Raw genomic sequence first — 11,094 nt, forward strand, 5'->3', positions numbered from 1 at the left:
GTCCGAGGCAGTACCTCGGACCACGACGGCGTTCGTCGTTCCCCCTCCCGCTGTACGGGCTCCGCTACGTGCCCGTCGCCGCCGGGGCCGCGCTGCCCGCCTCGGCCTCGTCCGGCTTCTTCGCCTCCCCGGCCTCCTTCGACGCGGAGGGCGGCGGGGACTTCACGGGGGCCGTGCGGGACGGAACCAGGGCGGGGGCCTCGGGCTTCTTCGCCTGCTCCGGCTTCTTCGACGGCTTCGGCTCGGGGGCGGGCGGCGGAGGCGGGGGCTGCATATCGCCCGGTCCGCCCGGCGGCGGCTCGCCCAGCGCGTCCAGGGCCTCCTGCGCCAGCGGCGCGGCGAGCGGCGAGAAAGCCGGGTTGGTGCGCACGGCCTGCTCCAGATTCCGGCGCGCCGGACCGTAGTCCGCCAGCTCCCGCTGGATCACGCCCAGGTGATACGCGTACGAGGCGTTCCGCACGCCCGTGTCGGCGGCCCGCCGCGCGTACTCCAGCCCCTCCTCGGTCTTCCCCGCCCGGTGCAGCGCCCAGCCCAGCGCGTCCGCCACCGCCGCACTCCGGTGCTGCCCCCGCCACTGGGCGCGCAGCAGCTCCACCGCCGCCGCCGGATCCCCGTGGTCGGCCTCGAACCGGGCCAGCACCAGGGACTCGTCGACCCCGTCCTTCTTCGCCGCGGCCACCATCCCCCGCAGCTTCGCGTACTGGGTGCGGGCGTCCCCGTCCAGCCCCAGCGACTCGTACAGCTCACCCAGCTCCAACGCGTACTGCGGGCGCGGCAGCTTCTCCAGCGCCCTCTGGTACGCGGCCAGCGCCTCGTCGGTGCGCTCCAGCGCCACCAGGGCCCGGGCCTTGCCCGCCAGGGACGCGTGGTGACCGGCGTCCGTGCGCAGCGCCGCGTCGAACTGGGCCACCGCCTCCTCCGGCTCGCCCCGCTCCCAGGCCAGCTCGCCGAGCCGGTGCAGCGCCTCGGCCTTCTCGGCAGGCTGCGTCGCCCGGTCGGCCGCCTCCCGGGCGGTGGCCAGCGCGTCCTCGCGCCAGCCGTGGCCCCGGTAGAGGTCGGCGGTGCGGGCCAGCGCCGGGACGCCCGTGCGCAGCTCGCCGAACTTCTCCGTCGCCGCGGTCGCCGCCTTCCGGTCGCCGAGCCCGGTGTACGCGTCGATGAGGACCGGGTACACGCTCCAGGCCTTCGGCTGCTGCTTCTTCACCGTCTCGCCCCACCGCTTCGCCGCGAGGAAGTCGTGCCGGGCGTTGGCCAGGGCCGCGAGCCCCACCCACGCCTCCCCGTTCCCGCGCTCGCCCGGCTGAGCCTCCAGCGAACGCTTCAGGGCCTGTTCGGCGCGTGCGTAGTACGCCGTGTCCGCCGACCGCCGCGCCCACTCCACGTACGCCGTGCCGAGCGTCGCCAGGGACGGGGCGTCCTTCGGATGGGACTCCACCCACTTCTGCCGGTCCCCGATCAGCGCGGTGAGGTCCGAGAGCGAGGCCGGGGAGCCCGCGGTCGTCGCCGCCTCGGCCCGCTCGACCGGCCCCGGCTCCTTCGGCCCGTCGCCCTCCCCGTCGTCCACCGCCACCAGCGCCCCGGCCAGCAGCACCCCGGCGGCCACCGCGCCGAACGCGGCCCGGCGCAGCGTCGTCCGCAAGGTGGGCGGCGGCGGGGGTACGGCGGTGGCGCCTTCGGCGGGCAGCACGTAAGGGTCCTCGGGGGACGGCTCGGGCGGCCGACGGGACTCCGGATCCTGCTGCGGCATGACATCCATGGCCATCACTCTGCGTCAGTCATACGAGCACACCGCGCCTTGGGATCGTCCCCCGCCCACGGGTTCACACCATTGGCCCCGGGTGACACGCTTGGATCATGAGCGATCTCCTCGAACGGCTGCGCGCGGGACTGCCTCCCGAGGCGCTGATCACCGATCCGGACGTCACCGCGTCCTACGCCCACGACATGGCGAGCTTCTGCGAGGCCGGCACCCCGGCCGTCGTCGTGCTCCCGCGCACGGTCGAGCAGGTCCAGCACGTCATGCGCACCGCCACCGCGCTGCGCGTCCCGGTCGTCCCGCAGGGCGCCCGTACCGGCCTGTCCGGCGCGGCCAACGCCTCGGACGGCTGCATCGTGCTCTCCCTGGTGCGGATGGACCGGATCCTGGAGATCAGCCCGGTCGACCGGATCGCCGTCGTCGAACCGGGCGTCATCAACGCGGTGCTATCACGCGCGGTCAACGAACACGGCCTGTACTACCCGCCGGACCCCTCCAGCTGGGAGACGTGCACCATCGGCGGCAACATCGGCACCGCGTCCGGCGGCCTGTGCTGCGTGAAGTACGGGGTCACCGCCGAATACGTCCTCGGTCTGGAGGTCGTCCTCGCCGACGGGCGGCTCCTGACCACCGGCCGCCGCACCGCCAAGGGCGTCGCCGGATACGACCTGACCCGGCTCTTCGTCGGCTCCGAGGGCAGCCTCGGGATCGTCGTCAAGGCCGTCCTCGCGCTCAAACCGCAGCCGCCGCAACAGCTCGTCCTCGCCGCCGAGTTCCCCTCGGCGGCCACCGCCTGTGACGCTGTGTGCCGGATCATGGAGCGCGGTCACACCCCGTCACTCCTCGAACTGATGGACCGTACGACGGTGCATGCCGTCAACGCGATGGCCTCCATGGGCCTGCCCGAGACCACCGAGGCGCTCCTCCTCTGCGCCTTCGACACCCCCGACCCGTCCGCCGATCTCGCCGCCGTCGGTGAGCTGTGCACCGCCGCCGGGGCCACCGAAGTGGTCCCCGCCGACAACCCCGCCGAGTCCGAACTCCTCCTCCAAGCCCGCCGCATGTCCCTCACCGCGCTGGAGACCGTCAAACCCGCCACGATGATCGACGACGTCTGCGTACCGCGCTCCCGGCTCGGCGCGATGCTCGCGGGCACGGCGGCCATCGCCGAGGAGTACGACCTCACGATCGGCGTCTGCGCCCACGCGGGCGACGGCAACACCCACCCCGTCGTCTGCTTCGACCACCACGACCCCGACGAGTCCCGCCGGGCCCGCGAATCCTTCGACGCCATCATGGCGCTCGGTCTGGAGCTCGGCGGAACCATCACCGGCGAACACGGCGTCGGCGTCCTCAAGAAGGAGTGGCTCGCCCGCGAACTGGGCGAGACCGGCGTCGAACTCCAGCGCTCCATCAAGGCCGCTTTCGACCCGCTCGGCCTCCTCAACCCCGGCAAGCTCTTCTGAACCCCGCTTCTCGCGGGGGCACTCACGCCTCACCGTCCTGGGACGGCGACTCCTCCGCCGACCACGGGTCGCTCAGCCACAGGTCGTCGGCCGGCAGCGGGGCCAGCAGCTCCGCCAGCGCCTCGTCGATGCCGAGCCGCTCGCTCTCGGCGCCCGGCGGCACCACCCGCAGGGTCCGCTCCACCCAGGCGGCGACGGCGGCCGAGGAGACCTCCAGCAGGGCGTTGCCGTCGGGGGAGGTGAGGGCCACGCAGATCACGCTGCGGTCCGCGACCTTCGTCGGCCAGATCCGCACGTCCCCGTGCCCGCACGGCCGGAACACGCCCTCCACCAGCAGCTCCCGGGCGAACGTCCAGTGCACGGGCGACTCGGAGCCGATGTGGAAGGCGATGTGCACGGCGTACGGGTCGTTCGTCCGGTACGTCAGCCGGGCGGGCACCGGGATGGACCGCTCGGGGGACAGGACCAGCTTCAGCTCCAGCTCACGTTCCACGATGCTCATCATGGGAATGCACGACCTTCCGGTGCTCATGGGCCGGTCCCGTGACCGTCCCGCACAAGGAGAGAGCGCCCTCCCCGCCATCTATTACGCGACTTCTCGAAAAAACTTCGGGCCATCGCGGAAGCTGTCCCGAAAGCCGTCCCGAAAGGGGCCCAAACAGGTGGACCGGCCCGGGGGCGGGCGGCTGTCTGATAGATGTGGACCCTTGTATTGAGGCCGTCCGCCCGCCCGGCGGGGACGGCCTGAGGCCTCGAAGAGATACGGGATCCGCTGATGAGCGCGCCAACTCCGGCACCCGGTGACGAAAGCCCCCGCGAGGGCTACTACCCCGACCCCTCCATCCCCGGCTACGTCCGGTACTGGAACGGCGCCTCGTGGGTTCCCGGCACGAGCCGGCCCGCGCCCCGGCAGGCCGGACCGACCGCGACCGCCTCCGCCCCGGCGGCCGGTGCGCAGACCGCCCCGGTGGAGGAGACCGGGCCGATCTTCTTCGACGAGGAGGACGGCCTCCAGGACGGCCCGGGGGCCTCGCCCGGCTCGGGCGCACCCGTCGCGGGCCACGCGGACGCCGCCGACGCCGCGTCCGTCTGGCAGGCGGACACCGCACGCCAGAGCGGCTTCGGCGGCGAACGGGACCGCCGCGTCGAGTGGGGTGGACCGGCGCAGGAGCCCGCCGCCCCCGGACGCCCGACGCCGCAGGCCGACCCGAGGGCGCCGCTGTCCCAGGACCCGACCGGCGGGGCGCTGCCGGGGATGCGGGAGGGCGGCGGCGGCCGGCCCGCCGAGGAGGCCGGGACGCGTCCGCCGACGGACGGCACGGTCACGATCCGCGCGGTGGGGCCGCGGTCGAACGCGGTACGGGGGAACGCACCGGGGGCCGGTGACGTACCGCCAGGACCGGCGCCGTCGAACACCGGTACGCCGCCGGGGCCGCAGAACGTGGGCGCGGCGCAGAACAGCCTCGCGCCGGCTCCGGCGCCCCGGACGCTTCCGGCACAGGCCCAGCAGGCACAGAACCCTCACCTGCCCCAGCAAGCACAGGACCCTCAGCAGTCCCAGCAAGCACAGCTGCCGCAGCGAGCAGCACAGCCGCTGACTTCCGCACCGGCCCCCGCCTCCGCACCGGCCCCCGCCTCCGCACCGGCCCCGGCTGCTCCCGTTCCGGCTCCCGCCCCGCAGGAGGCACGCCGGGGGCCGGTCCAGGCCCCCGCCGCCCCCGTACCCACGCCGTCCCCCGCCCCCGGGCCGCCGGGCGCCCTGCACACGCCGCTGACCCCCGGCCCCGGCGGCGGCTCGGCCTCCTGGGCGCAGCAGGTCCACCAACTGGCCCAGCCCGAACCGCAGCAGCAGCACCAGGTTCAGCAGCCGCAGCAGCACCAGGGGCCGGCGGCGGGGGCCGGGGCGGACCAGCCCGTCGTGCCCTGGAAGCCGCCGGTCGACGACCCCTTCCAGCAGCTCGCCCGCAACCAGGCCTCGGCCCGGCCCGCCGGTCTCGGCAAGCGGTTCGCCGCCCGGCTGGTCGACAGCCTCGTGCTCGGCGCGATCGTCGGGGCGGTGGCCGTCCCGCTGTCGGCCCGAGCGCTCGACCACATCGACCGGAAGATCACCGCGGCGAAGGAGACGGGGGAGACCGTCACCGTCTGGCTGCTGGACTCCACCACCGGGGCCTTGCTGGGGGCGCTGCTCGCCGCGTTCCTGCTCCTCGGCTTCCTCCTGGAGGCCCTGCCGACGGCCAAGTGGGGCCGGACGCTGGGCAAGAAGCTGTTCGGGCTCGACGTACGGGACATCGAGTCCCATGACGCCCCCTCCCTGGGCGCGGCCCTGCGCCGCTGGCTCGTCTACGGCGTGCTGGGGCTGCTCGTCCTCGGTGTGGTCAACGTCCTCTGGTGCCTGTTCGACCGCCCGTGGCGCCAGTGCTGGCACGACAAGGCGGCCCGTACGTTCGTGGCGGGCTGAGCGGGACCGGCTGACCGAGAGCCACCCGCCCGCTTATCGGAAGAACTGCCGGGCGGGTGGCGACATGCCGGTCCGGACTCGTATGCCTCCCCGCGTCCCCCGAACGCACCTGAGCCGTTGCGGGCCCCGGTGGTGCGGGGTGCACTGCCCCCATGAGCAACGACCAGCCGACGCCCGGCCAGCCGCCCGAGGACGACGATCCGTTCCTCAAGAAGCCGCAGGAGCCCCCGCCGCCGTCCGACGGTCAGCCGTACGGCAGTGCGCCGCCGCCTCCTCCGCCCCCGCCCCCGCCGAACGACCCGTACGGCAGCGGCGGCGGGTTCGGTGCGCCCGATCCGCTGGCCGGGATGCCGCCGCTCGCCGAGCCGGGGAAGCGGATCCTGGCGCGGCTCATCGACTTCCTCATCATCTCGATCCCGCTGTATCTGATCTCGCTGCCCTGGGGCGGCGCGGTCGACGTCAACGGGGACGGCGACGACGGGTTCGGCGACGCGGTCGCCGGCGGGTACAGCGGGCACCAACTGCTCTGGTCGATCATCGGCCTGGTGGTCTACGTCGCCTACGACACCTACTTCACCCACAAGGACGGCCGCACGCTGGGCAAGCGGCTGCTGAAGCTGCGCGTCGCGATGCTCAACGACGGGCGGGTGCCCGACACCGGGGCCGCGCTGATGCGGGCGGTCGTGCTGTGGGCCCCGGCGCTGCTGTGCTGCCCGTGCCTGTGGTGGCTGATCAACATCGTGCTGATGTTCACCGACAAGCCCTACCGGCAGGGGTTGCAGGACAAGGCGGCCAAGACGGTCGTCGTGGTCGCCCGCTAGCGATGCGGCTAGCGGCGCAGTGAGTGCTCGTCCGCCCGCGTCGACGAACGCGCCGACGGACGGCCCGCCGTGACCCGCTCGCGCGCCCCGATGCTCTCCAGGGCGTGGTGGGTCCGGGCGGCGGCGGAGGAGGTCCGGTCGGTCGCCGTTCGCCCGGCCCCTTCCGCCGCCGTCCGGTGGCGGGGGAGCGGCAGGCGCAGGGCGACCAGCAGGCCGAGGGCCAGCGCGGTCGTGCCGACGGCGGCCACCCCCACGCCGGACTCCGTGCGGAACAGCAGCAGCAGAGCGAGCGTCGTAGCGACGACGGTGGCCGAACCGTAGGCGAACTGTGCGGCAGTCGGACGCGGCATGGCGGTTTCCGTCCTCGGGACGTCGGATGGGCGGGCGGCGTTCGGTGCGGTCGTGCACGCCGAACGACCCTACGACGGTGGATGCCCGACCGGGACCGGTAGTAAGCGTGACCTAACGCACGGTACCGGTGCACAGGGGGCGCACGGAGTCACGGCTCTCACCAACCGGACAGCGGAGCGCGCCTGTTGGAGCGACCGACCGGACGGATCCGGGCCGGTCGCCGTTCCTTTGCCGTTCCCATGCCCTTCTCATACCGTCCGTATACCGGAAGAGCGCTCCGCATAGTGCACTTGGTCTGTTCAAGTCAAGGTCTGTCTTTTCTCTCATAACTCCGATCGAATGTCGTCACTTGTGACGCGTTTACGCGCGCGGCCCGCTTCATACCCCCCTGGCCGCAGCGCGGACGCCCGGGGAGGACTGCTTCAAGTGACCAATCAGAGACGGGCGCTTCGTACCGCCGCCGTTGTCGTGGCCATGGCTGCGACCGCCGCGACGGCGTCGACCTTCGCCACCGCCCAGGCGCATGACAGCTCATCAGGTTCCGGTGTCTCCACCGTCGACCGCCGTGACCCGGCGCCGGCCAAGGGGCATGTGGAGCACAACCTGGAGGGCCCCTTCAGCGAGCAGCAGGCCGCCCAGCGCAAGGCCGCGCTGGAGCAGGTGCTGGCCGGGGACAAGAAGGTGGCGAACCGGAGCGGCTCCAAGGTCGTCAAGCTCGGCGACAAGAAGTACGTGGAGCTCGGCCGGGAGAAGACCGACAAGATCTTCACCATCCTGCTGGAGTTCGGCGACCAGGTCGACGACACCACGATGTTCGACCCGGACGGCGACGGCCCCAAGCCGCCCGTCAAGAAGTTCGGCGGCACCCCCGGACCGGCGCACAACAAGATCGCCAAGCCGGACCCGAAGAAGGACAACAGCACCGCCTGGAAGTCCGACTACAACCAGGAGCACTTCCAGGAGCTCTACTTCGGCGAGGGCAAGGGCGTCCACTCGCTCAAGACCTACTACGAGAAGACCTCCTCGGGCCGATACTCGGTCGAGGGCGAGGTCTCCGACTGGGTCAAGGTCCCGTACAACGAAGCCCGTTACGGCTCCAACTACTGCGGCCAGTCCAACTGCGCCAACGTGTGGGACGCGGTCCGCGACGGCGTGAACGCCTGGGTCGCCGACCAGCAGGCCAAGGGCCGTACCGACGCCGAGATCAAGGCCGACCTCGCCGAGTACGACGAGTGGGACCGCTACGACTTCGACGGCGACGGCAACTTCAACGAGCCCGACGGCTACATCGACCACTTCCAGCTGGTCCACGCCGGTGAGGACGAGTCGGCCGGCGGCGGCGCCGAGGGCGAGAACGCCATCTGGGCGCACCGCTGGTACGCGTACGGCACCAACGCCGGTGCGACCGGACCCGCGGACAACAAGGCCGGTGGCGCGCAGATCGGCGACACGGGCATCTGGGTCGGCGACTACACCGTCCAGCCCGAGAACGGCGGCCTGGGCGTCTTCGCCCACGAGTACGCCCACGACCTCGGTCTGCCGGACCTGTACGACACCTCCGGCGGCGGCGAGAACTCGGTCGGCTTCTGGTCCCTGATGTCGGCGGGCTCCTGGCTCGGCACCGGCAAGGGCGAGATCGGCAACCTGCCCGGCGACATGACCTCGTGGGACAAGCTCCAGCTCGGCTGGCTCGACTACGACAAGGCCAAGGCCGGCAAGACCTCGCTGCACAAGCTGGGTGTCTCGGAGTACAACACCAAGAACCCGCAGGCGCTCGTCGTCGAGCTGCCGAAGAAGGCCGTCACCACCACCGTCACCAAGCCCGCCGAGGGTGCGAAGCAGTGGTGGAGCGACATGGGCGACGACCTGTCGAACACCCTGACCCGCTCGGTCGACCTGACCGGCAAGTCCAAGGCCACGCTGGACCTTTCGGGCTGGTACGACATCGAGGCCGACTACGACTACCTCTACACCGAGGTGTCCGACAACGGCGGCACCAGCTGGACCGCGCTCGACGGCACCGCCGACGGCAAGGCCATCCCGCGCGACGCCAGTGACAAGCCGGCCCTGACCGACGTCTCCGGCGCGTACAAGAAGCTGTCCTTCTCCCTGGACGCCTACGCGGGCAAGAAGGTCGATCTCCGCTTCCGCTACCAGACGGACGGCGGCGCGGGCGGCAAGGGCTTCGCGGCCGACTCCATCACCATCACGGCCGACGGTGCCGAGCTGTTCGCGGACAACGCCGAGGGCGACGACAACGGCTGGACCGCCAAGGGCTTCTCGCGGATCGGCGAGTCCTTCACCCAGGACTACCCGCAGTACTACATCGCGGAGAACCGCCAGTACGTCTCCTACGACGAGACGTTGAAGGTCGGCCCGTACAACTTCGGCTTCTCCGGCACCCGTCCGGACTGGGTCGAGCACTACGCGTACCAGAACGGTCTGCTGGTCTGGCTCTGGGACACCTCCCAGAAGGACAACAACACCTCCGTCCACCCGGGCCAGGGTCTGATCCTGCCGATCGACGCGCACGCCAAGCCGCTCAAGTGGAAGGACGGCTCGCTCCTGCGCAACAAGATCCAGCCGTTCGACGCGCCGTTCAGCTGGTACCCGAACAAGGGCTTCACGCTCCACAACGCGGACGTGCCGCTGTACATCAAGCCGAGCCTGGGCAACCCGGTCTTCGACGACCGCAAGGGCACCTACTGGTACAAGGAGAACCCCACGGGCAGTGTCAAGGTTTCTGACACGAACACCCGCATCTCCATCGTCCACGAGCCGCTCGACGGCCGGACGATGAGCGTGCTGGTCAGCCCCTCGGGCCGCTGATCAAGTAAAACCGCAGGTCACAGCGTGATCGGCCGTCGCCCTCTAGCGGGCGGCGGCCGATCGTGTTTAGGTGCGTCTTGTTCACATCCTTATTGACACGACGTCTCACGGGGGAGCGCGGAACATGGCAGGCGGAGGTTTCTGCAGGTTGCCGAACGGCACGGTGGTGGTCGCCCTGACCCTCACCAGACCGGCCGACGGCACGGGATCCTGCGGCGGTACGGGAGCCGGGCCCGGAGCCCCGGTACGGGTGCTGGTGCACGCGGCGAACCGGGCGCGCGCCCTGACCAGGCTGCGCAATCTGGGGCTGCGGGCGGTCTACCTGCGCGGCAACGACCGGCCGCCGACGCCGGACGAGGTCACGGCGGTGCTGCACCACCCGGACGGGCTGCTGTGGCGGGCCGCCCCGCAGGCGGACGCGGCCGGCGTCCGGCCGCTGGGCCTGGGGCTTCAGGCGTCCCAGCCGGTGTCGTCCTGCCAGGAACTGTGGCACCCGATCCGGGCCCTGCTGGGCCCGTCCGGGTACGCCGGACCGGCCCGCCCGGCCGCGTAGGGCTCAGGCGGACCGGCCGGAGAGGCTGGGCTACGACGCGACGACGGGTGTGCCGGAGAGCTTCACGCCCGCCGTGCGCAGCTCCGTCAGGGCCCGTTCCGTGGTCGCCCCGGAGACGCCCGCGGTCAGGTCGAGCAGCACGTGGGTGACGAAGCCCTCACGGGCCGCGTCCAAGGCGGTGGCCCGTACGCAGTGGTCGGTGGCGATGCCGACCACGTCGACCTCGGTGACCTCGCGGTCGCGCAGCCACTGGGCGAGGCCGGTCCCGTTCTCGTCGGAGCCCTCGAACCCGCTGTACGCGGCCGAATACGCCCCCTTATCGAACACCGTGTCGATCGCGCCGGAGGCGACGGCGGGCGCGAAGTTCGGGTGGAAGCCGACGCCCTCCGTACCGGCGACACAGTGCACCGGCCAGGAGTGCTCGAAGTCCGGGTTCGGCGAGAAGTGGTCGCCCGGGTCGATGTGGTGGTCGCGGGTGGCCACGACGTGGCGGTAGCCGGGCTGGGCGTCGCCGATCAGGTCGGTGATGGCGGCGGCGACATCGGCACCGCCCGCCACCGCGAGGCTGCCGCCCTCGCAGAAGTCGTTCTGAACGTCCACGACGATCAATGCGCGGTGCATGGCGGGTGTCCTTCGGTGGGGGCGGGAGCGGGTGGGGCGGGGGCGGGGTGCGAGCTCGTGGGGCCGGAGCGGGATGGCGCCGAGCGGAGGGGGATGCCGGGGTTTCCGGGTGGGTCCGCGGGTTCGAGCCTAGGCACTGGACCGTCACAATCAAGCCCGTCCGCCAAACCACCGGTTCCGGATCCGGCCGGTCCGGACGCCGGGGCGGCCCCCGCGGGCCGCCCCGAGCCGTTCTCAGG

The 11,094-nt window shown here is 72.1% G+C and carries 9 protein-coding genes; 5 read left to right on the forward strand and 4 right to left on the reverse strand.

Annotation, left to right across the window (positions count from 1 at the left end):
- Positions 1 to 64 precede the first annotated feature (64 nt).
- A complete protein-coding gene (locus ACFWM7_RS28600; protein WP_383265810.1) occupies positions 65 to 1,756 on the reverse strand; it encodes a tetratricopeptide repeat protein in 1,692 nt (563 codons plus the stop codon).
- A 98-nt stretch (positions 1,757 to 1,854) separates the two neighbouring features.
- On the opposite strand from ACFWM7_RS28600, the gene ACFWM7_RS28605 reads away from it, so the two are divergent.
- Entirely contained in the window at positions 1,855 to 3,222 is a 1,368-nt protein-coding gene (locus tag ACFWM7_RS28605; protein WP_383265813.1) for an FAD-binding oxidoreductase, read from the forward strand.
- 22 nt (positions 3,223 to 3,244) lie between these two features.
- On the opposite strand, the gene ACFWM7_RS28610 is transcribed toward ACFWM7_RS28605, so the two are convergent.
- Complete coding sequence (locus ACFWM7_RS28610; RefSeq protein WP_383265815.1) at positions 3,245 to 3,727, reverse strand: SsgA family sporulation/cell division regulator; 483 nt, start codon at positions 3,725 to 3,727, stop codon at positions 3,245 to 3,247.
- A gap of 270 nt (positions 3,728 to 3,997) precedes the next feature.
- Here ACFWM7_RS28610 and ACFWM7_RS28615 point away from each other — a divergent pair, with 270 nt between their 5' ends.
- Positions 3,998 to 5,680 (forward strand): RDD family protein, encoded by a 1,683-nt coding sequence (locus ACFWM7_RS28615; protein ID WP_383265818.1) that lies wholly within the window; start codon positions 3,998 to 4,000, stop codon positions 5,678 to 5,680.
- A gap of 152 nt (positions 5,681 to 5,832) precedes the next feature.
- The gene (locus ACFWM7_RS28620) at positions 5,833 to 6,501 is read left to right on the forward strand and encodes an RDD family protein (protein ID WP_383265820.1); all 669 of its coding nucleotides are present in this window, start codon (positions 5,833 to 5,835) and stop codon (positions 6,499 to 6,501) included.
- Between the two features lie 8 nt (positions 6,502 to 6,509).
- Here the strand turns inward: ACFWM7_RS28620 and ACFWM7_RS28625 are convergent, their stop codons facing one another.
- A complete protein-coding gene (locus tag ACFWM7_RS28625; RefSeq protein ID WP_383265822.1) occupies positions 6,510 to 6,851 on the reverse strand; it encodes a hypothetical protein in 342 nt (113 codons plus the stop codon).
- Between the two features lie 427 nt (positions 6,852 to 7,278).
- On the opposite strand from ACFWM7_RS28625, the gene ACFWM7_RS28630 reads away from it, so the two are divergent.
- Together ACFWM7_RS28630 and ACFWM7_RS28635 are read left to right on the forward strand one after the other, a co-directional pair.
- Positions 7,279 to 9,681 (forward strand): immune inhibitor A domain-containing protein, encoded by a 2,403-nt coding sequence (locus ACFWM7_RS28630; RefSeq protein ID WP_383265825.1) that lies wholly within the window; start codon positions 7,279 to 7,281, stop codon positions 9,679 to 9,681.
- Between the two features lie 124 nt (positions 9,682 to 9,805).
- The gene (locus tag ACFWM7_RS28635) at positions 9,806 to 10,234 is read left to right on the forward strand and encodes a hypothetical protein (protein WP_383265828.1); all 429 of its coding nucleotides are present in this window, start codon (positions 9,806 to 9,808) and stop codon (positions 10,232 to 10,234) included.
- 30 nt (positions 10,235 to 10,264) lie between these two features.
- Here the strand turns inward: ACFWM7_RS28635 and ACFWM7_RS28640 are convergent, their stop codons facing one another.
- Entirely contained in the window at positions 10,265 to 10,855 is a 591-nt protein-coding gene (locus ACFWM7_RS28640; RefSeq protein WP_383265831.1) for an isochorismatase family protein, read from the reverse strand.
- Positions 10,856 to 11,094: the final 239 nt, after the last annotated feature.

Source organism: Streptomyces sp. NPDC058375 (assembly GCF_042723425.1).
In the GTDB taxonomy this organism is placed as follows: domain Bacteria; phylum Actinomycetota; class Actinomycetes; order Streptomycetales; family Streptomycetaceae; genus Streptomyces; species Streptomyces durocortorensis.

Bases quoted from the DNA above. Each gene is read 5' to 3' on its own strand.
- ACFWM7_RS28605 (WP_383265813.1), top strand. From the start codon at position 1,855: ATGAGCGATCTCCTCGAACGGCTGCGCGCGGGACTGCCTCCCGAGGCG.
- ACFWM7_RS28610 (WP_383265815.1), bottom strand. From the start codon at position 3,727: ATGATGAGCATCGTGGAACGTGAGCTGGAGCTGAAGCTGGTCCTGTCC.
- ACFWM7_RS28640 (WP_383265831.1), bottom strand. From the start codon at position 10,855: ATGCACCGCGCATTGATCGTCGTGGACGTTCAGAACGACTTCTGCGAG.
- ACFWM7_RS28635 (WP_383265828.1), top strand. From the start codon at position 9,806: ATGGCAGGCGGAGGTTTCTGCAGGTTGCCGAACGGCACGGTGGTGGTC.
- ACFWM7_RS28600 (WP_383265810.1), bottom strand. From the start codon at position 1,756: ATGGATGTCATGCCGCAGCAGGATCCGGAGTCCCGTCGGCCGCCCGAG.
- ACFWM7_RS28620 (WP_383265820.1), top strand. From the start codon at position 5,833: ATGAGCAACGACCAGCCGACGCCCGGCCAGCCGCCCGAGGACGACGAT.
- ACFWM7_RS28615 (WP_383265818.1), top strand. From the start codon at position 3,998: ATGAGCGCGCCAACTCCGGCACCCGGTGACGAAAGCCCCCGCGAGGGC.
- ACFWM7_RS28625 (WP_383265822.1), bottom strand. From the start codon at position 6,851: ATGCCGCGTCCGACTGCCGCACAGTTCGCCTACGGTTCGGCCACCGTC.